The sequence below is a fragment of the Treponema sp. Marseille-Q4130 genome (assembly GCF_014334325.1).
Taxonomy (GTDB): Bacteria; Spirochaetota; Spirochaetia; order Treponematales; family Treponemataceae; genus Treponema_D.
In genome coordinates, this window is the sequence record NZ_JACSET010000005.1 from 1 (window position 1) to 22,349 (window position 22,349).

The window sequence follows — 22,349 nt, forward strand, 5'->3', positions numbered from 1 at the left end:
TACATAAAGGGCGTAAATTATTTTCAATTTTAAAAAATCTTTTGATTATTATCGGAATCATGTTTTTTATTCTATTTCAGATCGAAATCAGAAAAGAATATGATGATTTTGGTCTTATATGTTTTTTATTTTCGGTAATTTCTTTTATGCTCTCATTTTTATTTGGAAAATTTTCAAATAAATTCCTCTCTTCACTTTTAAGAACATTAAAGCCGGGAGACTATATAAAAATAATTTCCGAACCGGATGAACTAATCGAAAAGGAAATCAAAATAAATCAGTTGAGTAAAAACGAAACAATTTTTAATAAAACAACTGTTTTTTTAAGTAAGAAAAAACTGTTATGTGAGGATTTTTTATCTCAAAGTTCAAAACTGCCGGATACAATTAATAATAAATTATGTTTATACATAGCTATGGATTATCTGAAAACTTTTTATTCTAAAGAAGCCTACAAAGACTATCTGCTTGAAAAAGAAATCGATGTTTTAGAGTTTATCTGCGGATTCAATCCGAAAGCCGTATCTGTTAATTTTGAACTTGCGCTATTATATTTTGAAAACAAAAGATTTGACGATTTTTATGAAACATTGATAAAATGTCGAAATATAAACGGATACGATTGGATTATAGAATCATATATCAAATCATATGAATTCTATAAAGCGAATTGTAAAGCCTAACAAAACTTCATAGCCGACATGCCGTCAAGCTGATTTTCGGGTTAAAACAATGATAGACGTACAGCCCTGCAGGCTGGATAAAAGTATAGAAACTGAACGGAAATTAAAATTATGGAAAAAAAATATTTCCCAAAAAACACACACGGAATAATAAGTTTAATGACAGGCCTTTTTATGATTTGCCTTGTCCCTTATGCCGTTTATGATTTGATAAAACAATTCTCGATCTTCCATTTTGGAGCTTGTATAGTATATACCGCATTTTCACTAATATTTATTTTTAATTTTTTCGGAAACAGGCTTTTTATAAAAGAAAATACTCTGTATGTAAAAGAATGGTTTAGAATTATATATGTAATTAAAATTGACATGATAAAAGAAGCTGAAATCGGACATTTTTGTAAAGGTTGGTGGAGCCGCGGTCATACGGTATTATCAATGAAAATAAAAACTGAAAATACAATAATTAAATTTCCGGTCGCTCTTTATTCAGGTAAACAGATAAGAGAGATATTACATTTATTAAATCAACACCCCCGACGCAAGCGTCGGGGTATGTTGTTCTCATAAAGTGATTGCAGTCGGCTTTAATCCCCTTTGTTACGACGCAAGCGTCGGGGTATTAAACCCTCCGCACGAATACACAAGATTATACCCAAGTCGAGGTTCCGGCGACAATCCGTTTCGCGCGGCAACAGCTGCATTGCGCTTTTAGCTTTCGGGTGCTACACTGTGCGTATGAATTACGGATTTTTTCGTACGGCGGCGGCAAGTCCCGAAACCGTCGTTGCGGACTGTACGGCAAATGCAAATCGCATCATAGACGCATGCAAAAAAGCGGGTGCACAGGGCGCATCCCTCATCGTATTTCCCGAACTCGCCGTGACGTCATATTCGTGCGGCGATCTCTTTTTGCAAACGACGCTCCAAGAGGCGGCTATCCGTGAAACGGAGCGCATCGCAAAGAAGACGGCTTCCCTTCCGATTCTCATCGCAGTCGGTCTTCCGTTCGCATCCGCCCGATCGCTGTACAACTGTGCGGCTTTTATCTTCGAGGGAAAAATTCTCGCGCTCGTGCCGAAAACTTATCTTCCGAACAGCGGAGAATATTCCGAGCGGAGATGGTTTTCGCCGAAAAAAAATGCCGATGCCGAAACGGTATATTTTTCGAAAGCTCATCCGGCCGTCCCGTTCGGCTGCGATATCATCATCTCGGATGCGGACGATGAACGCTGTGCGATCGCTTTGGAAATAGGCGAAGACCTTCGGGCGCCCCTGCCGCCCTCTTCATACCACGCGCTTTCGGGCGCCGCGATCATCGCAAATCTTTCGGCGAGTTCCGAAACGGTCGGCAAAGCCGAATACCGCAGGCTCCTCGTCAAAAGTCAGTCGGCACGTACGCTGTGTGCCTATGTCTATGCCGATGCGGGACACGGGGAATCGACGCAGGACGCCGTATTCGCTTCTCACAAGATCATCGCCGAAAACGGAACGATCATCGCCGAATCGAAATCGTTCGACGATACAATTTGTTTTGCCGACATCGACATCGAGCGGCTCGTTTTGGAGCGGCGGAGAGAGACGACGTTTTCGAACTGCGCGTCAAACGCAAATACGCGGCCGTACCGAAAAATTTCCGTCGACCTTTTATCCCGCGCAAAAACTTTTTCCAAAAACGCGCCGCTTTTCCGAACGATCGATGCTTCGCCTTTTGTTCCGAACGACGAAAGCGGGCAAAGCGAACGGTGGAACGACATACTTACCGTACAGGCCGAAGGGCTTGCAAAGCGGATGCGCCACACGGGCGTAAAAAATGCCGTGATCGGTCTTTCGGGAGGACTCGATTCGACGCTTGCCCTCCTCGTCACCGTCAAAGCATTCGCTCTTTGCGGGTTAAATGCGAGCGGGATTCACGCGATTACGATGCCCTGCTTCGGCACGACCGACAGGACTTACCGCAACGCATGCGCACTTGCAAAGGAGACGGGAGTTGCGCTCACGGAAATCAACATCGCCGAAGCGGTGCGCGTCCACTTCCGCGACATCGGTCAGGATGAAAGTATACGCGATGCCGCGTACGAAAACGCTCAGGCGCGGGAGCGCACGCAAGTGCTCATGGACATCGCAAACAAAATAAACGGCATCGTCGTCGGCACGGGCGATCTGTCGGAACTCGCGCTCGGCTGGTGCACCTATAACGGCGACCACATGTCGATGTACGGCGTCAACGGCTCGGTTCCGAAAACCCTCGTGAGGCGCTTGGTGCGATTTTGTGCGGACAGTACGGACAATAAAAATCTTTCGGCTGTCTTAAACGATATCCTCGCAACCCCTGTAAGTCCCGAATTGCTTCCTTCCGAACGGGGCAAGGTTTCGCAAAAAACCGAAGACATTCTCGGTCCCTACGAACTCCACGATTTCTTTTTATACTATATGTTGCGCTTCGGTTTTTCACCTGAGAAAATTTTATTTCTCGCGGACAAAGCCTCTCTCCCGTACACGCACGAAGAAAAGCTCCGCACGCTCCGCATATTTTACAAACGCTTTTTTTCGCAGCAGTTCAAACGTTCCTGTATGCCCGACGGCGCAAAAGTCGGCTCGATAAGTCTCTCCCCGCGGAGCGACTGGCGTATGCCGAGCGACGCAAGCGCTGCCTTATGGCTTACGGAAATCGATTCGTTAAAATAATATGCTGAGCTACCGGCACGCTTTTCACGCGGGAAATCACGCGGACGTTTTCAAGCACACGCTCCTCATCATGCTGCTCGAACGCTTTAACGCAAAGGAAGCGCCGTATACCGTCATCGACACGCACTCAGGATCCGCGCGCTACGATTTGAATGACGAGCGTGCACAAAAAACGCTCGACGCGCAAAGCGGAATTCTGAAATTGCTCGAAGCGGCTCGATACGTGGAAGCACAGTCCCCCGATCGCGAGGAGCCTGCCCCGCAGCCATCCGCGATATCGCGTGACGATTTGCAGTCGGCCCGAAAATTGTCCGAGTCGGTTTTACGTGAATTGCTTTTATCGGAGTGCCGAAGCGATTTTATCGATTTTCAAAAATACTTTCACTTTGCAAAAGCCTGCCTCGATGCGGGCTTTTATCCGGGCTCTCCGGAAATCGAGCGCGCTTTTATGCGGGCAAAAGACTGCCTCATCCTCTCCGAACTGCACCCTGATGAAATCGGCGCGCTGCAGCGCAATATGCGCTTAAACGCTGCAAATGCCGAAAACTCGCCCGCAGTGCACATCCATCACCGGGACGGATTCGAAGCGCTCCGCGCGCTCACGCCTCCGAAAACGAAGCGCGGCATAGTATTTTGCGATCCGAGCTATGAAGATGCGTCCGACTGGGAAAAAGCGGCAAACGCGCTTATCGAAACGCATAAACGCTGGGCAAGTGCAACACTTGTGCTTTGGTATCCGCTTGTCGCGATAAAAAAAATCGAACGGGATGCGATGAAGCAAAAGATAATCGCCGGAATAAAAAGCGGGAAAACCGAAAGAGGCATACTCGATGCGCTCTTATGCGTAAACACCAAAAACTCGCACCGCGAATCGGCATTGAAAGATGTGAAACGCTCCGAACCGCCGCGCCTCTACGGGAGCGGCATGCTCGTCGTAAACCCTCCGTGGAAGATAGACGACGAACTCGGCGCCGTGCTGCCCCGCCTCGCCGAAGCGCTCGGAAGTGGCAGCGCGGGATCATATAAAATTAATAATTATTAATTTCAATAGTTAAAACCAAAAGCGCAAACCGACGCTGCTCGGAAAGTAGACGGGTATATAGAAAACGCCGTTTGCTTTACCGTCTTCACCGAACGCAAACTGCAGTTCCGGCTGAATCGCCTGCTGCACGTACAGTTCCAAAAAGCCGTCGGCAAAATGCCAATTCATGCCTGCGAGAACGCGGGGTCCGGTTGACAGATAAAAATTTTTTCCGTTCGCCGTAAAATCGGTTCTGACCGCACCGCCGACGCCCCAAAACCATCGCCACAGGCCTATGATTTCGGGATTCATAAACCAATAGTCGGCCGTAACTTGCAGACCGAGCCGTGCGGTCGTGACGGCAGCTCCGTCATCGTCCTTATAAAAATGCGGTGCTATATCGAATATGCCGGCAAAATACAGCGGGATGTTGTCGAACTTGGCGGAACATGCGAGACCCCATGCGGGCGGAGTGATAAAACGGGTCGCGACCGGATCGAAGTTGAGCTGCGGGCCGATCCCCGTGGCAAACAACCCCGCGCTTGCAGATACAACGACAGCCGCAAAAACCGCGATCAATTTCTTTTTCATAGATTTCCTCCATAAAAAATCTTGCAGGAAGTTTTTGAAATGATAACGGTTTTTATACAGGAGGTCAATCAGACTGTCAATCAGGGGCTTGACAGATTTCGCTAAAGCGGGTATAAACATTAGTTTATTTTCGCAGCCAAACTATAATTGACTAAAAAAAATCCTTCTGCTATAATTAAATCTGTAGCTATGAAAATTCAAACGGAAACCGGGCTCAAAAAAGTTATCAACTGCATGGAACACACCGATCCCGAGCAAGCGCAAAAAATACTTGAAAATCTGTTTGAAGACGAATTTGACTGTACGGAGCTCGTGTTTACCGCCGACTGCTGCAATTTTTGGATTCCGCATATAAGGCAGCTGGAAGCTACGGAAAATGCGTTCGAACGCGGCGAAAGCCTCCTTGCCGATTGGAAACGGTTTCGGGTTTTTCTTTCGCGAAAAGCGAACCCATACCTGCCCGCAGTAGAAGCGATTGATCGCGGAGTTTTTTCGCTCGCGCTTGAAAATTACCGGCAGCTGTTCGACGAACGCGACAACGCGCAAAAAGCGGAAATCTACCGAAAAGCGGGCTTGTGCTGCAAAAAGCTCGGCAAATTCGAAGATGCACAGGAATGCCTTACCGTCGCAAACAACGCACAGCCGGGACTTCCGTCGGTGCTCGCCGAACTCGCCGACTGTTTTGCGCTGTGCGGACACGAGCGGAACGCAAAAGTGCTTTTTCGAGAAGCGTTTTTTATCGATCCGGCGAAAATCGACGCGGGCTTTCTTGACTCGGAACTGATTCGGGTATTGATCGAAAAGACGGCGGAAAAGGGCTACACGGGCACGACGCTTTTACAGTGGATTCCGGTATACGGGGTGCTCTACGGCGTCTTTAATGTACGGCGCGAGCTTAAGCTGCAGGAGATCAGCAAATTAAAACAGGAAATCTACGCGATCGAAACGGAGATGAAGGATCCTTCCTGCGATTCGGCGAATCTCACGCCGCGCCTTATCAATCTTTATTTTTGGCTCATCGATCACTATCTCGCATCGGACGACAATTCGAAGCCGGTGAGCGATACGCTGCTGAAGATAAAAATACTGGATTCGGCGATTTACGAGCAGTACACCAAGTGACGGGCAAAACGGACGACCGATGAGGACGATAAAAACAAGCGCATATTCGAAGCGGCAGCGGACAATTTAAAATTAAGGAAAACTTCTAAAACGCAAGTTGTTAGAGGCTACCATTTATAAATTAATAATTATCGATAAGGAGTATCGTATGGCAGATGAAAATCTCGTGACGCAGGTTCAAAACATGCTCAAAGAGGAGACGTGGACACGGGCTGCGATCAGCAATTATACAAAGAACAATCTCATGGAGCTCGCCGACATCGTTGAAAAAGCGCGGGAAGCCGGATGCGCCGACGAACTGCAGCAAATCTGTGACGAGCACCTCTCACACACGAAAGACAGCATTATCGCGCTGTACCTGTCGGGCATGGTGTCGCTCGGCAAAGGGGCGCTCGACAATTCTTCTCTCGAAAACCTCGTCGACATCTTTCAAAAAAATCATAAAGAGAATATCGTCATCTACCTCTGCGAAACGATCCTCGCGGACGATCCGAACAACAAATTCGCTCTTCGTACGCTTGCCGACTGCCTGCGCGCCGAATCGAGTGACAAAGTGTGGGAACTCTATGAAAGGATCGTAAAGCTCGATTTCGAAGAAGCTGATTTGGCAAAGCTCCTCGCCGAGCACGCCGAAGCGGCAAACGATACGGAAACGGCGATCGATTACTACAAAAAGGCGCATCTCCGCTACATCACCGCAAAAAACATGAACGCGGTAAAAGAGACATGGTCGCGCCTTGTCCAGCTCATTCCCGAAGAGATCGATTTTTTTATGCTCGCCAAACGAAAGATCGCAAAGACGATCAGCGAAGAGCGGAGCGCCGTTCTCATGCAGGAATTGTACACGTGGTATAAGGACAATAAAAAATGGGATACGGCGATCGATATCCTCAAGCAGATTCTCGAAATCGATCAGCACGATACCTGGGCGCGTAAAGAGCTCGTCGACTGCTACCGCGGAAAATACGAAGGACGGGCTCACCTCGAAGACTACATCCGTTCGTCGAACCTCGCGCAGAGTTTCCGTAACGTATTCGAAGCGCTCAACGACTTCGAAAAGCACATCGCCTTCGATGCGAAAAGTTACGTGTACCACCGCACGTGGGGTGTCGGCATCATCCGATCGGTCGAAGACGATACGCTGAAAATCAATTTCGGGAAAAAATACGGAGTGCGTCCCATGTCCCTCAAGATGGCCGTGAGCGCATTGCAGCCGCTTGCGAAAGATCACATTTGGGTGCTCAAAGCGACGAAAAAACACGACGAACTTGCCAAAAAAGTAAAGAGCGATAAAGAGTGGGCGCTTAAAACGATCATTCAAAGTTTCGCAAACCGCTGCGACCTCAAGCGCATCAAAGCCGAACTCGTGGACGACGTTCTCTCTGCGGCCGAATGGACGTCGTGGAACAGCGGGGCAAAGAAGATTCTCGAATCGAACCCGCATTTCGGCGTCGACACGAACGACATCGATATGTATACGGTGCGCGAGCACGACGTAAGCAAAGACATAAAGCTCGCAAACGAATTCAAAGCGCAAAAGCAATTCTTCCCGCGGATCGACATATTCATGCGCTTTATCGAAGACGACGAAACGGATAAAAGCGGCGAAACGTTCAACGAAATGCTCTCCTATTTTATCGGATTCTTAAAATCGGTTTCGCACATCAACGAACAGGTTGTCGCTTCCTTTTTGACGATTCAAAAAATCAATATGCTTGTCCCCGCTTCGGCCTATCAAATCAAATTCACCTTTAAGGATGTATACGATAAAATCGAAGAACCGCGTAAAATGTATCTTTCGCTCAAAGATACGAAAAACACGACGCTCCGCGAAGATTTTATTAAAAACGTAAAACTCCTTCCCGACTGGGACAAACAGTACGTGCGTCTCTTTCCGACGGTGCTCAGCCGCTCCATGCTCACGTCTCTCATCAACGCGGGAAAGACGGATATGGTGCAGCGCCTCGCATCCGATTCGTTCGACAATTTCAAAGACAACCGCCAAGCCGTTTTGTTTTTTTTCCGCGAATGCAGGGACGACGATTGGTTTAAAAGCGCCGGCATTCCGTACGAAAAGCAGCTTATCGCGCTGATCAATATCGTCGAACTCACATTCCGTGAAATCAGCAATCACGTCAATACGACGGAAAACAAAAAAATCAATGCGGCCGCGATCGATCTGCTGTTCTCAGGCGACACGCTTATCGACTATATGCTCGAAAACGACGAAGATACGGTAAAGCGTATGTACACGCTCGTCGCGGACATCGCGGATCTCGACCCCGCGAAAAAGGCTCAGCTGCGAAACAAGATTCTCGAAAAATATCCCGACTTCAAATTTCAGGCGGCGGAAGAAAAATCTTCGACGCAGCAGCGCGGTATGCTCGTTACGGCGAAAAAGCTCGAAGAAAAAAAAGCGCAGGAAGAGCAGATCCGTACCGTCGACATTCCGAAAAACGCGGAAGAGATCGGCGAAGCGCGTTCTCAGGGAGACTTAAAGGAAAATGCGGAATACAAAGCAGCCCGCGAACACCAGCACTTTTTAAACGAGCGGCTTAAAACGCTTCAGGAGGAAATCGGTCGCTCGGTCGTATTCGATCCGACAACGATCACGACGGCGTTCGTTTCGTTTTCTACGACGGCGACGCTGCACAACAACGATTCGAATGAAGACGAAACGTACACGATTTTCGGACCGTGGGAATCGGATCCCGACAACAACGTCATCTCGTATATGTCGCCGTTCGGCAATGCGCTTATGGACAAAAAAGTCGGCGAGCATGTCGTCTTTACGATCAACGATCACAACTACGATTACACCGTAAAAGAGATAAAAGCGGCGAAAGCGTAAACAAGCTGCGTCCTTCGGCGCGGCGAACTTTTTAAGAATTCGAAAGGCGCTGCGCCTGAGAGGAGCTCGTAAAAATCGTACGGAACTGTCTGAAAATTATAATTTCCGGACAGTTTCCCTGTGCAAACATTTCAGATGTATGAAGTATCGAAAAGTATTGCCGACAGTCCTTATCCCTATCGCGGGAGCGCTTATCATTTTTTTATGCGTTAAAAAAATACACGGAGCACACATGACGGAACGCAGTTCATCGGGCAATGCCCAGGATGCGCGCGGACGGGTATTTTCGGAAAACGATATCAACGGAAATCTCCCGAAGCACGTCTTTGTCGCCACCCTCACGCAGACTTTTTCGCGCGGTTATGAATTTTGCCTTTCGGGCGGAAAAATTATGATGAAAAAAGCGGGAAGCGAACATTGGGCGCTCTTTCAAGGAACGGGTCTCCCCTTTCCGAAAAAGAGGCGCATCGCACGGGGCGAAGGTTTCGACATACCGAAAAAAATCGTCGAAATAGCAGCCGACGACGATATGCTCCTCGCCTTCGACGACGAAAAAAAAATGTTCGTCTGTCCGCTCGCGTCGAACCGCATCGACAAAAAATTCGTGTGGACGAACGGCTTCGGCTGGCCGGAAAAAAAACAACTGGTGCAAAACGATCTCGTTTCTCATAAGCGCGGCTGGGCGACCGGAACGAGGAGATCGAGCATCGAATGGTATACCGACCGTTTCGGCAATGAACACAACTGGGGAACGATGGGCGTTACGACCGTCTACTTTCTTACAGAAAACGGACGGGAAATACGCTTTACCGATTCCGGGCTTCCGACCGATTTGAGCGATACGATCCTCGGCCCCGAGCGCGGCGCCTTTACCGCGCAAAACATCAGCGCAAGCGGTTCGACGATTTTTCTCATCGGAGACGACGGTACGATGTATACGCGCCTCATCGATTACGACACGATGGGATGCGATCCGATGTTTTTCAAATACACCTATGTCGCAGAAAAGCAGCCTTACAAAGGCAGCGATTACCGTTCCAATTTTACGCGCTGGGGACTGCCGAACGAAGATTGGCGTAAACAGCCCGACATCAAGCTTTCGGGAAACGCGCGCCTTTCAAAATATATCTGCATATTTCAAAACGGTAAAGGAAACGATGCACGCGTTCTTCGCGTTGCGGGTACCGATCCCGCGGGAAAAATCGGTTTTTATTATAAAAATTTAACCGATACCGAATGGCGCTTCGAGCCGGCTCCCCTCGTTCTCTCTCCTTCCGCTTTTCTTTCAGGCGCAAAAGCGGAAGCCGAAAAGAAAAACGAATATTCGTATACCGGTACCGTCGCTCGAAACGGTAAAACGATAAGCGGCGTCACCTGTTCCGTAAGCGATATGACGCTCACAAGCGAAGGTTCCTGTACGCTCGTGCTGCAGTGCGGAGACGAAGCGAAATCGATCCCGCTCTACCTCGTTACGATGTGGACGTATATGACGCGCTATAATCCGGTGTTCGACGGAACGCCGAAAAGTTTTTTCGCCACCCCTCATTTTTCCGAAGCCGATATTTCGGCACAAAACAAGACATTCGATGCCCTCCTTCACGGTGCATTCGGCGGTAAAAATCTCGATCTCTTTTCGGCGACGGCGACCGCGTGGGGGCACTACCTCATGTTTACGTTCGGAAAAAAACCGAACGAATACACGATATCGCTCAGTGCGACAAAAGCTTCAGAGTCGGAGTTTAAAAAAGAGATGACGACAAGCAGAGTACAAACGCAATCGCTTCGTATGCTCGACACGGCAAAGACGTACACGGCAAGCGACGTGCCGCTTCTCGAAAGCATCATACGGGAAAACGAAAGCGTCATAGCCGAAGCCGACACGCAGATGAAAGCCTATCTCAAAAACGCCGCGCGATCCGAGCTTTCGAGATGGGGCTACAATATCTTCGATACGATCGCAGCCGTGACGATGCTGAACCGCGTGGACGTGCCGAAAATCAAAACGATGACCTCGTTCGGCGGGCAACTTATGGCGCAGAATGCGGACAATTTCAAATTCATTTCCATGTTCGAACTGTATACGAACCCGTATAAAATTTCCGCAGCGAAAAACATCATCGACGAGTGCGTCTCTCTCAAAGAGCGAATAGCCGAAAAAGGCGGCGCGAGAGTCGATCCTTTTTTCAAAAACACGTACGGAGAATACTTCGACGCACTGCATATCCCCGACGTAACCTACGGCACCGTCACATATAAAAAGAAACGCTACGAAACGACGATACGCAGGATAAGCACATCGCTCCCCGTTTTGCGCATGGAATACGCAGATGAAACGAACGCTCAGTCGGTCATTATCGAATTCCCGTCGCTCATCGACGATATAAAAAAAGAGCAAACCCCCTTTACCGCGCCCGTCGTCTTTCGAGCCATTTCCGGAAGCGGATCGGCCTTTATTAAAACCGGCATCCGCTCATACATCATGAGCAGGACGGGCACATACACATGGGACGGAAAAGAAGCGAAAATCGAAGTCAATAAATCTTTAAACAAGCGGCTCCCGCTCTTTGCAAGCGGAGAGGACAGATGACAGGGAAGTGCGCGATGAGCGCGGCTGCCATACGGGAACTCATCCCCGACGTCTACATAATTCCCGGCGGAACGAACGTCGGCGTCATACGCGTAAAAGACGAAAGCGGATGCACTCTCTACCTCATCGATTCGGGCGGAAGCGAAAAAGACGCGCGCAACATCGAAGCGATTCTCAACGCGCATTTTAGGAGCTGGCATCTCCGAGCGATCATAAATACGCATTCGCACGCCGACCATACCGGCGGCAACGCCTACTTTACAGAAAAAACAAAATGCGAAATATGGATGCCCTACCTTGAAAAAGGGAGCGTCGAAAACACGCTTTTACAATCCTCCATCGCATGGGGCGGCTTTCCGCTTCCCGAACTTCGCGTACCCTATTACGTTCCCGCGCACTGCGAAGCGACACGCGTTATACGCGCCGAAGAGTGCGTCGAGCTTACCGACGGCAAAAAAATACGCTTTATCGCCCTGCCCGGTCACTATTTTGAAATGCTCGGCGTTATGTGCAAGACCCCCGACGGAAAGTCCGCGTTCTTTGCGGGAGACGCCGTATTCGGCAGAAGCGTGATTGCAAAATTTTCGATCCCGTTTATGATCGATATTTTTTCATTTTCGGATACGCTTGAAAAGCTCCGCTCCGTACGTGCTGACCGGTACGTGCCGAGTCACGGGGAAGCGGTCACGAGGATCGATGAAACTGTTGAAATGAACCAAATCGCCGTTTTACAGACGATAAGCTGCATTATGAAGATTTTAAAAAAGAAGCCGCACACGGCGGAAGAATTATTAACCGAAGTCGCAAACGCAAACGGCATTTCGATGAAGCTCGCGCAGTACGTACTCATCGGCTGTACGCTGCGCTCCTTTCTCACGTGCCTGTATGAAAAAGGACGCATAACGTACGAAATCGTTGACAATAAAATGCTGTGGAGAGCGCTTTAGGCGCTGTCCAAAACGAAAATTCCCGGACAGCGCTCCACGCAAAGACTTTTTACAAAACGCAGATCGGAACGAAAGTGTCGGCTTTCAGCGCCGCCCCACCGATGAGCCCTCCGTCGATATCCTTTTGAGAAAGCAGTTCCGCTGCGTTTGCCGCTTTCATCGAACCTCCGTACTGGATGATCGTTTCGTTGGCGACTTTTTTGTCGTAGAGCTTTTCGATATGAGCTCTGCAAAACGCGTGAATCGCCTGCGCGTCTTCTGGCGTCGCGGTTTTTCCCGTACCGATCGCCCACACCGGCTCGTATGCGATCGTAACGCGCGCCATTTCGGCGGCCGTTACGCCTGAAAGTCCCGCATCGAGCTGGAACGCGCACACGCTTTCCGCCTTTCCTTCTTCGCGTTCGGAAAGCAGCTCTCCGATGCACAGCACGACATCGAGACCCGATGCGAGCGCTTTGCGCACTTTCGCGTTGATGAGCATATCGCTTTCGCCGATTTCATGCCGCCGCTCCGAATGCCCGATGATCACCGTTTGCACTCCGATATCTTTGAGCATTTCCGCCGACACTTCGCCCGTGTGCGCTCCGTTTCCGGTAGAGGCGACATCCTGAGCGCCCAAAATAATATTGCTCCCTTTTACAACCTGCGCGACCGCGTCGAGGTAGACGAAAGGCGGAGCGATCATATACTTGTTCGGTTTGCCTTTCAGCTGCAGAACCAAATCCTTTGCGAGCGCGACCGCTTCGGCTTTGCTCGTATTCATCTTCCAGTTTCCCGCAATATAATGTGTCCGTGCCATAAAAACTCCTATAAAAACTTTTGCAGGAAGTTGCAACTTCCAAAAAAGTTTTTAGTCGTGCGCAAAAGCGCACACGTTCAATAATCGAGTTTGCGAAACTATACTGTATCGTATTCATTCGATTTTCATTAAAACAATACGTATATATAGATTCCGCAAACACCCGTGCAAACTCGAGATAAAAAGCGCCGACGATATTTCAGACGGCGCTTTTTATCGTATCTCCTGTAGAAAAATTAATAATTTCCAAACTCGCCGTTTATCGATAAATTATTTTTGTGCCAAAATCGCGATGCCCGGAAGCGTTTTTCCTTCGAGGAATTCGAGCGATGCTCCGCCGCCCGTGGAAACGTGGCTCATCTTATCGGCGAGGTGAAATTTGTTGACCGCAGCGACCGAATCGCCGCCGCCGACTACCGTCATAGCGCCGCGAGATGTCGCTTCTGCGACCATGCGCGCAACCGCTTCCGTTCCTTTCGAAAACGCTTCGAATTCGAAAACGCCGACAGGTCCGTTCCAAATGATCGACTTCGCTTCTCCGATCGCCTTTTTATAGAGTTCGAGCGTTTTCGGTCCCACGTCGAGCGCCATGAGATTGTCGGGGATATCGGCACTGTCGATCGAAACGGCGGAAGCGTTCGCGTCGAAGGACTCGGCGCCTCTGTGATCGACCGGCAAAATAATGTTTACGCCTTTTTCTTTCGCTTCGCTTAATAATTTTTTCGCCGTATCGATAAAATCGTCTTCGACAAGCGATTTTCCGACGCTGTGTCCCTGCGCTTTCAAAAACGTGTACGACATACCGCCGCCGATGACGAGCGTCGATGCGTTTTTCAAAAGGCTTTCGAGCACTGCGATCTTCGAAGAAACTTTCGCCCCGCCGATGATCGCGACCATCGGTTTCGGAGGATTGTGAAGCATCGGATCGAGATACTTCACTTCTTTTTCCATGAGAAAACCGCCGACACATTCCGTTTTCATAAACTTTGCGATCGTCGCAGTCGATGCCTGATCGCGGTGCGCAGTGCCGAAGGCATCGTTGACGAAAATGTCGCCGTAAGTTGAAAGCTCTTTCGCCATGCCCTCGCGTTCTTCGGCCGTCTTTGCCGTCTCTTCTTTATGAAAGCGGACGTTTTCGAGCATCATAACCCCGCCTTCAGGCAGCGCGTCGACGGCGGCTTTTTGACCGAGCGCATCGGGCGCAAACGCGACGTGCGTACCGAGTTTTTTTTCCAAATACGCGGCAACGGGCGCCATGCGGTTTTTACCCGCGATGAATTTTTCTTTGTCCGCTTCGGTAAACGGCTTTCCCGCCTTTTCCGCTTTTTCGGCGGCTTTTTTTACGTCTTTCGCAGGATCGCCGAGGTGGCTCATGAGAACGAGACTCCGCGGCTTTTGCTCGAGTATGTATTTGATCGTCGGCAGCGCCGCCATAATGCGCGTATCGTCCTGAACGACGCCGTCTTTCATCGGAACGTTGAAATCGACTCTCATGACGATGCGCTTGCCTTTCAAATCGACATCTTTTACGGTTTTAATCATAATGCCCCCTGCTGTAATGGTTAGAATTTTTTTGCGATTCGATTTTTTTATTATATGTTTTTTCGGCGCAATATTCAATCGTACGCATGGAGATTTATCGCAGGCAGTTCTCCGAAGTTTATCTTACGTTTTATTTTTTACCTTAAAATTCTATACTTAGCCCCAAAATGTATCTTCTGCCGATTGTTGTTCGGCAAAAGTCCATACTTCTTGTATCTTGCCGTTTTCTATTTTGAACAGATCAATACCCGGATCATTGAGCGTGTCAGAACCTCTCTGCGCTAAGGAAACAACACTTGCAGCAACAAAACAATCGTTGCTCGCAGCCCAATTGGTAATAACTTTAAATGTGCCGCCGCTCCTTTTTGCAAATTCCCCTAAACGCTCACCCAACGCCTGTTTCCCCGTAATCGTACCTGAAAGCGAACTTTCGCCTCCCATGTGCCATACAACAGTATCGGACATTGCTGCAAAAGCTCCGGCAAAATCACCCTTTTCCAATGCATCTCGATAAGCAGCAAATACCTTCATTGCTTCAGTTTTCATAAAAGTCCTCCGGTAAATATTTAGAAGTTTTTTCGCTTCTATAGGTATAATTATACTCTCTTGTCTTGATTTTACAAGTACGAACATTTATAATACATAGTATTAAAAATAATACTTATAAGGAGTTTTTTATGATATCGATTTATGATAAGTGCCCCTTCGCTACTACGCAAAGAGTATTGCAAGGAAAATGGGCGATTATAATTTTATATCATCTGAGTACGGGTACAAAAAGGTTTAATGAACTTCAAAGAGTAATGCCTGCAACAACTCGAACTGTTTTAACACGACAGCTGCGTCAGCTTGAAAAAGATAAACTAATCGACCGAAAAGTCTTTGCCGAAGTCCCGCCTCATGTTGAATACTCTTTGAGTAAATTGGGAACTAAATTTCAAAAAGTGTTAGACGAGATTGAGATTTTCGGTTTGAGTTATATCGCCGAATTACATAAAATGCAAATATGTCGTTGAATATACGAGAAGATGATTTACGCATGGCAGGTGAAAAGATCGGCTTTGAGCGGGGCGTTGCTGCGGGAGTACGCAGAGGCCGACGCGACGGTATTGCCGCAGGAGCTTATCAAGCAAAGCGGGAAACGGCAAAAATTTTATCGGATATGCGACTGGGCATTGAAGTGATAGCGAAAGCGACCGGTCTTTCGGAAGCGGAGATCGAAAAACTGTAGTGTCATTTGCTTTTCAAAAAGCTCGACATCCGACCTTTTAGGTAAAAATTGATTTCCGTGTGCCACCCTATCGTTGCCGTCGTACTGCAACAAGTGCGGGGACGAAGCGCCTCATTTTTACACGCATACATTTGCGATACAATCGCCTCGTCGTGTATTTTTATTGAGTTATTGATTTTTTTTATTGATTTTTTTTTACTTGACAAAACGCTACCCAAGACGTATTATTATTACGTACAATGAATATGCTAATAGCGTCTCTGGCGGTAAGCTGCTCTATTATCCGAGTTTTGCTGAACCCAGAGACTTTTTATTTCCGGAAAAGTGTATGAAAACTGCAATTTTGGTAGACGGCGGATTCTATCGCAGACGAGCGCAGAGCAGATTGGGCGAAAAAACCGCCGAAGAACGAGCTGACGAACTCAACAAATATTGCCACATGCATCTGCACTATCATGGTAAGCAGATCAGCGATTTATACCGTATTTTTTATTACGATTGTCTTCCCATGAACAAAAAGGTATATCATCCGTTTCTGCAAAAGGAAGTCGATTTTTCAAAAACAGACCTGCATACATGGATGCTCACTTTTATCGAGTGTCTAAAGCAAAAAAGGAAATTCGCACTGCGATTAGGGAAGTTGGCAGACGAACAAGCGCAATTTCTCCTTCGCGAACAGATAACACGAAAGTTGTGTCGCGGAATACTTTACCTGCAGGACTTAAAAGAACAAGATTTTATGCTCGTTGTAAAACAAAAGGGCGTAGATATGAAAATCGGTTTAGATATAGCTTCTCTCGCGTACAAGAAACAAGTCGACCAAATTATCTTAATATCAGGAGACAGCGACTTTGTATCTGCAGCAAAATTGGCTCGACGAGAAGGCATTGATTTCATATTAGACCCTCTGTACAATCCGATTAAGCCTGATCTGTTCGAACATATCGACGGACTGCGAACTTGTGATTCGAGATTTAAACCTAACGGAGTTGAAAAAACAACACAAAATCCGTAAAAACAAAACCAAATAAAATTAAAACGGATAAAAAAAGTTTCGTATCGTTTGTATGCGGCGAATTTAAAGTAAATGAAAAGGCAATAAAAAAGACATTGACAATTCCTGCATGGCTTAATATTCAGGCGGAAAAAGCGGGAGTCAATTTCAGCAAAACATTACAAGACGCATTATGTGAAAAACTGAATCTTATGATATAACCGGAACGGCACATCATCCCCCTCCTACCGTGCGATTTCCACGCCCCACCACTCGTCGAGCACCGCGCGCGCTTCCTGCTGTAGTGCGGGAGCGACGCAGACTTCGAGCTGCTTCAAATTATCGGCATAGTGCGCGCGCCCCGAAGCCCGTACCGCTTCGCGTATATCGCTTCCGACAGCGGGATGCTCGTCCAAGTAGGAGAAAATGATCGTAAACACCGACGAAGCGGAGCACACTTTTTGCCATGAAGCAAGGTCGGCAATTTGTCGGCGGGAAGAAATACCGGTATTGATGCGGTAGTTATACACCGTGTCCCGTATGCCGAAATACGTACACGCGTTTCGAGTACGCCCGTCCGCCGGCGCGTCGGCAAACTTCGATGCCGTCAATGCGATAAAAAAATAGAGGAGCAGGTCTTCGGCCATCGTGCAATAGGCAAAGGGGATCTCATCGTATGCTTTTTGAACGAGGGCGGTTTTGAAGAGTTTACCCCACACAAAGCCGTTATATGCGCTTTCAACGATAAACTTACGGAGGATTTCGCCGCCCGGTAAAACGCCCTCGTATACGCTTTGCGCTTTTCGAGCAAAAGAGGCGATGCGCGCATCAGGCTCACCTTCCATACCGCACACCGTACCCGCGCCGTGCACGATGTCCGCACCCGACGTACAGGCTGCATCGTACAATATACGGAGAGCATTAGGCGGAAGTTCATCGTCCGGATCGGCAAAGGCGATGTATTCGCCCGATGCCGCATTTACCGCAGTACGGCGCGCTTCGAGCGTACCGAGGTTTTTACCGTGTTCCAAAAACACGAGCGGCAGCCCCCGCTCTTTAAACCGCTTTGTGTATGTTTTAACAATACCCCGCAGTTCTTTTGTGCCGGGACTCGCGTCGTTTACAACGATGGTTTCAAAAGGCGGTGCATCAGCCTGCTGCAGCACACTGTCTAAAAACCGTCCGACGAACCCCTCCGTCCCGTACACGGGAACGCAGAGGCTTATGAGAGGCTTTTGCCGTGCGGCACGCCCAAAGCGTAACGCACAGCGTTCTTTAAAACTCATCCTACGATTTAATTCCACTCAAAACCGGATTCTTGTAACGTCTTAGAAAAGCTTCCGCCCGAATTCTGTTCGCCTTGTAAACTGCCTTTCAAATCGTACTCCAATACCTTGTCGGCATTTTTACAGTAAGGGTGATCAGGGGAAATAGCCTGTCCCTCTTTACCCCATGCACCGTCCGAGGCGATGATGAGCCTAATCCGCTCGGCTTCGTCGTATTTTACGGCAATAAAGCGATAAAAACCGTAGCCGACTTCGTTCCCTGCCGTACCTACAGGATCCTTTTTAGCCAATTCGACGGCACTGCCGGAGAATCCATCCTTCGTACTGCCGATTTTATACAGCTTGCCGCTGTTTTTAAAGGTATCGGCTTTGTAATTGCTACCGTTGTGTTTCATACCGCACTCTTCTTTTGAAGTGACGGCATACAACACACCGTTGAGAATCTGTAAGTCGTTAATAGCACTCATAATTTTCGTATACAGAGGATAGGGAGAACCATGTTCGGTAGGAGTCGGTTGGAATGCCCCGACATCGATCTTTCCTTTATCGGCTCCGTCCTGCTTGTCATATTTCTTTACCGATAATGTATAGCCGGCAGGAGATATGCTCATTGTCCTTGTGCCGACAAACAGTCCGTCCTTGTTTGCGGCAAGAGCGGTAACGGGAGCACTATTCGGATTAAACGACACACTATATCCTGAAACCGCGTACGCACTACTGAACAAAGAGCCTAAAGACCAGCTCTTTTTTTGTATCTGCCCGTAGGAACCACTAGCGCACGCATAATACAGACTGTTCTGCCCATTGGAAATATCTACCACAATCGCAGAAACAGGACTGGATGTTAAAACCAAGTCTACACCCGGCTTCTCATATGAACCGTCTTCTTTCAGCGCAAACCGTCTAACGTTGTAATTAGGATTTTTCCACAAAATAATATACAGATTGCCATCCTGATCGTAGCAGAACACGTCGGTAGGCTGCACGGAGTCTTCAAAAAGCTTATTCGTCGCGGAAAATGCTTCCGTTCCGTCTGTGCTTATCCAATAGTTCATGGGGGAAAGAACCATGGCAGGGCTTTGCTTTTCCCACAGCAACATTTTCGTATTGGGCTTTTTATAGACGGAATGTTCGGCAAACCACGTCGCGTTACCCGCATCGTCAAACGACATGCCGTTCGTTTTACGGTTGAATGCAGCGATGCGGTTTTGATTGCCAATAATCCGCCAATTTTCGTTTACATATTGAATATCAATACCGTCGTCGGCAATGTAGATATTATCTTCGTCGTAGCCGATAAAACCGACGGGATTGGAAAAATACTGTGCATTAAAGGCGATGGGGTCTCCGGTTGAAGCAGCAGGATTAAGCCCTACCTTAGTTTTATCGGTAAACGTACTGCCGGAATATTTATAACATACAAGCTGACCAAGTGCGTATAGTTTTCCGTGATGCAATCCCTGCTCTTTAAGCAAGCAGTACACACCGTCCTCGTCGGCAAATAGTCCGGTACACTCAGTACGATTATTGCCGAAGTCACTACCTGTGCGAAGTTTAGCCAACGGTTTTCTAGTTGCCTGCGATTCAAATTTTAAAAGCTTAGCACCGAAATGACTGGACGCATCTTCAAATTCAAACTTACAGGCAAACAAGGTATCATTATACACAGCAAACAGTACATCATCATATACCGCAACGGCACTGGAACTCGGCACTGGTGGCGACAGAGACGGGAAGTCATCGCTTTCAAAAGATTCAAACGAATGATCTTCTTTCTCCTTGAAGCAATAGACGGTATTCTCTTTAAACAAAAAGATATAGTTATCGTCCTGATCAATCGCTATATTATCAATATCGCTGATCCCATTAGGAAGCAAAGGAGACAGCTTAGCGGCAAGGGCAGCTTCAAATCCGGCATCCTCATTTCCCTCTACATCAAAGCGTTTAAGATTAAGATGAGGAGGAGATGAAGTATCTTCATACAGCACATATATTCTGCCGATTTTGTCCCGTGCAGCAATCGGTTTTTTGCCGATAAGAATTCCATCGAGCAGTTTTTTACCGTTTTGCGTGCTCAAGGATACGATATTGCTGCCTGAATGATGCTTTCCCGTAATAGAGACCAGCAGATTGGCGGCAACGTTCGGCGTTTTCGACAGTTCCAAATCGATATCGTTTATGCCGCCTTTTACGGTGTGGGTTTTCGTCCTTGTCCACGTACCCGATGCGGTTCGAACGGTCGCCTTTACGACGATCTCGATGCCGACGACGACTTCCGCAGAAAAAGGAAACGCTCCCTCGGCGATCAAGCGCCCCGAAGCATCGCTGATCGTGATCGTCGTATTGCTGCCGTCGAATATCGGTAAGCCCGTCTCGCGGTTTGCAGCTCGCCCTCCCCCGCCGCCGACACGCACTTCGGCAAGTTCTTTGCCTCCGTTTATGTTGAAGTTACACGCACCGAAAAAAACGCACAACGCGAGCGAAACGGCACACAGTTTAAAACAGATCTTTTTCATAAGCCTCCCCCATGAAACTGCGATGATTGCACTATATCTGCAAGAAAACTTCTAAAATCGCAATTTTAAAAGATTCTCCCGATTTTTAATATATTATAACATAAGTCGGAAAAAATAACAATTATCGGTTTATTGTGTGCAGACATTCGACCTGATAACGTATGGAGAGGTATACACGGAGGAGAACTCGTTTTATCCTTGACAATACTGCCACCGACTATTCATAATGTTGCAAGACGAAAACTCCGAATGATTGCAGCTGCAAAAGAAGTTAAAGATTTAAAAATCCCGCCCGGCAATGTCTTGAACAGCTGATTGGAAATCTTGCAGGACTTTGGATATTTCCGCTTATCGTCTGGCAAAAGGCCGGATGTCAAGTTTTGGAGCAAATACCATTACAGCTTTTTGATTTCCGCTTCCGAGAGACCGGTCGCTTTCGTTATCACTTCAAGACTCATCTGCATATCCGATAAAATTTTTGCCGTTTCCCGTGCTTTTTGATATGATCCCGCCGCAATGCCGTCTCGTCGACCTCTGCGTATTCCCGCAGCAACGCCCCGCTCAAAACCGATCTTTTCACCTGCCATGCGTAAGTCATCTTCCCGTATATTCAACGACATATACCAGCTCCTAAACTTTTCGTTCCGTTTCGCTTTTTCGACAAGCTCATCGATGTGCTGTGTAAAACCGCTCGTCGCCCGCCTCTCGCAAAGATACTGCAGCAACGCGCTCAATTCAGGCTCATCTTCTTTACCGTAGGCACCCACATTATAAAACACTTTATACGATTTGTCATTAAGAAAAAGCGTGCCGTCTTCACTGCATACGTTGCGAAACGTATACACGGGTAAGCCTTTGTTAAACGGATCCTGCGTACAGATAAAGATGACATAGCTCTCTTTTAATTCCGCATAACTCTGTCCCCTCAAGAGGTTATCGACATCCATAAGACTTTGGTAATAACGTGTGCGTTTGGGAAGAGAAGGCGGAAGTGACGTTTGTATTTCGATATCGAAGATGCGCTCTGGGTCTGAGACATAGACATCGAGGCGTATGCCCTTGCTTTCGTAAAAAGGTGCTATTGTTTTTTGCAGCGAGGGGTATTCTATTTTACCGACTTTGATATGCAAAAGACGCTCCAATACACCCTTACATATAACTTTATTCTTCATGACCGTGCCGAACATAAAGTCGTCGGTAAAGGTAAGTTCTTCGACGGGTTTATGGGTATATTCCATAGCTGCACCTTCGGTTATTGAGATAGTGCGGCAAGGAAGCCGCTGCAATATATATCGCCTGCAAAGTGATAAATTACGCGGTTTTTTATAAAAATAAACGAAAACATCGTTTCCTGTGCGGGGAACTTCGCGCTTACGCGCTCGTTGCAAGTTGCGCGGGGAACTTCGCGCTCCGCGCTCGTTGCAATACGCGGCACGGACGCCGTGTCGATATGTTGCAAAACGGCTGCGTATTTTTACGAAGTAAAAATAC

At 47.8% G+C, this 22,349-nt stretch carries 18 protein-coding genes; 11 read left to right on the top strand and 7 right to left on the bottom strand.

Annotated elements, in window-relative coordinates; all coding sequences use genetic code 11:
* The 4 genes from H9I36_RS06340 to H9I36_RS06355 form a co-directional block, all read left to right on the top strand.
* Positions 1–683: hypothetical protein (locus tag H9I36_RS06340; RefSeq protein WP_187384536.1), on the top strand; the 683-nt coding region annotated here is incomplete at its 5' end.
* Positions 684–794: 111 nt separating this feature from the next.
* Positions 795–1,253: a hypothetical protein gene (locus tag H9I36_RS06345; RefSeq protein WP_187384537.1), complete on the top strand. Its 459-nt coding sequence runs from the start codon at positions 795–797 to the stop codon at positions 1,251–1,253.
* 168 nt (positions 1,254–1,421) lie between these two features.
* The gene (locus H9I36_RS06350) at positions 1,422–3,371 is read left to right on the top strand and encodes an NAD(+) synthase (RefSeq protein WP_187384538.1); all 1,950 of its coding nucleotides are present in this window, start codon (positions 1,422–1,424) and stop codon (positions 3,369–3,371) included.
* A 1-nt stretch (position 3,372) separates the two neighbouring features.
* The gene (locus H9I36_RS06355; protein ID WP_187384539.1) at positions 3,373–4,413 is read left to right on the top strand and encodes a 23S rRNA (adenine(2030)-N(6))-methyltransferase RlmJ; all 1,041 of its coding nucleotides are present in this window, start codon (positions 3,373–3,375) and stop codon (positions 4,411–4,413) included.
* 9 nt (positions 4,414–4,422) lie between these two features.
* Here the strand turns inward: H9I36_RS06355 and H9I36_RS06360 are convergent, their stop codons facing one another.
* Positions 4,423–4,983 (bottom strand): hypothetical protein, encoded by a 561-nt coding sequence (locus tag H9I36_RS06360; protein ID WP_187384540.1) that lies wholly within the window; start codon positions 4,981–4,983, stop codon positions 4,423–4,425.
* Positions 4,984–5,172: 189 nt separating this feature from the next.
* Here H9I36_RS06360 and H9I36_RS06365 point away from each other — a divergent pair, with 189 nt between their 5' ends.
* The 4 genes from H9I36_RS06365 (at position 5,173) to H9I36_RS06380 (ending at position 12,490) form a co-directional block, all read left to right on the top strand.
* Positions 5,173–6,105 (top strand): tetratricopeptide repeat protein, encoded by a 933-nt coding sequence (locus H9I36_RS06365; RefSeq protein ID WP_187384541.1) that lies wholly within the window; start codon positions 5,173–5,175, stop codon positions 6,103–6,105.
* 148 nt (positions 6,106–6,253) lie between these two features.
* Complete coding sequence (greA, locus tag H9I36_RS06370; protein WP_187384542.1) at positions 6,254–8,956, top strand: transcription elongation factor GreA; 2,703 nt, start codon at positions 6,254–6,256, stop codon at positions 8,954–8,956.
* Between the two features lie 232 nt (positions 8,957–9,188).
* Positions 9,189–11,543 (top strand): hypothetical protein, encoded by a 2,355-nt coding sequence (locus H9I36_RS06375; RefSeq protein ID WP_187384543.1) that lies wholly within the window; start codon positions 9,189–9,191, stop codon positions 11,541–11,543.
* Entirely contained in the window at positions 11,540–12,490 is a 951-nt protein-coding gene (locus tag H9I36_RS06380) for an MBL fold metallo-hydrolase (protein ID WP_187384544.1), read from the top strand. The genes H9I36_RS06375 and H9I36_RS06380 overlap by 4 nt, the downstream gene beginning before the upstream one ends.
* 49 nt (positions 12,491–12,539) lie before the next feature.
* Here H9I36_RS06380 and tpiA read toward each other — a convergent pair whose 3' ends face one another.
* The 3 genes from tpiA to H9I36_RS06395 form a co-directional block, all read right to left on the bottom strand.
* Entirely contained in the window at positions 12,540–13,289 is a 750-nt protein-coding gene (gene tpiA / locus H9I36_RS06385) for a triose-phosphate isomerase (RefSeq protein WP_187384545.1), read from the bottom strand.
* A gap of 270 nt (positions 13,290–13,559) precedes the next feature.
* Positions 13,560–14,831, bottom strand: a complete 1,272-nt coding sequence (locus tag H9I36_RS06390) for a phosphoglycerate kinase (RefSeq protein ID WP_187384546.1) — start codon at positions 14,829–14,831, stop codon at positions 13,560–13,562.
* A gap of 156 nt (positions 14,832–14,987) precedes the next feature.
* The gene (locus H9I36_RS06395; protein WP_187384547.1) at positions 14,988–15,377 is read right to left on the bottom strand and encodes a nuclear transport factor 2 family protein; all 390 of its coding nucleotides are present in this window, start codon (positions 15,375–15,377) and stop codon (positions 14,988–14,990) included.
* A 131-nt stretch (positions 15,378–15,508) separates the two neighbouring features.
* Between H9I36_RS06395 and H9I36_RS06400 the strand changes: the two genes are divergently transcribed.
* From H9I36_RS06400 to H9I36_RS06410, 3 genes are all read left to right on the top strand, one after another.
* Entirely contained in the window at positions 15,509–15,847 is a 339-nt protein-coding gene (locus H9I36_RS06400; protein WP_187384548.1) for a winged helix-turn-helix transcriptional regulator, read from the top strand.
* The gene (locus H9I36_RS06405; protein ID WP_187384549.1) at positions 15,838–16,062 is read left to right on the top strand and encodes a hypothetical protein; all 225 of its coding nucleotides are present in this window, start codon (positions 15,838–15,840) and stop codon (positions 16,060–16,062) included. The genes H9I36_RS06400 and H9I36_RS06405 overlap by 10 nt, the downstream gene beginning before the upstream one ends.
* 328 nt (positions 16,063–16,390) lie before the next feature.
* Positions 16,391–17,077 (top strand): NYN domain-containing protein, encoded by a 687-nt coding sequence (locus tag H9I36_RS06410; protein WP_187384550.1) that lies wholly within the window; start codon positions 16,391–16,393, stop codon positions 17,075–17,077.
* Positions 17,078–17,301: 224 nt separating this feature from the next.
* Here the strand turns inward: H9I36_RS06410 and H9I36_RS06415 are convergent, their stop codons facing one another.
* From H9I36_RS06415 to H9I36_RS06425, 3 genes are all read right to left on the bottom strand, one after another.
* A complete protein-coding gene (locus tag H9I36_RS06415) occupies positions 17,302–18,342 on the bottom strand; it encodes a glycosyltransferase family 2 protein (RefSeq protein ID WP_187384551.1) in 1,041 nt (346 codons plus the stop codon).
* A gap of 8 nt (positions 18,343–18,350) precedes the next feature.
* Positions 18,351–20,858, bottom strand: coding sequence for a hypothetical protein (locus H9I36_RS12910; RefSeq protein ID WP_187384552.1), 2,508 nt, complete (start codon positions 20,856–20,858; stop codon positions 18,351–18,353).
* Positions 20,859–21,253: 395 nt separating this feature from the next.
* Positions 21,254–22,096: an Rpn family recombination-promoting nuclease/putative transposase gene (locus tag H9I36_RS06425; protein ID WP_187384553.1), complete on the bottom strand. Its 843-nt coding sequence runs from the start codon at positions 22,094–22,096 to the stop codon at positions 21,254–21,256.
* Between the last annotated feature and the right edge of the window lie 253 nt (positions 22,097–22,349).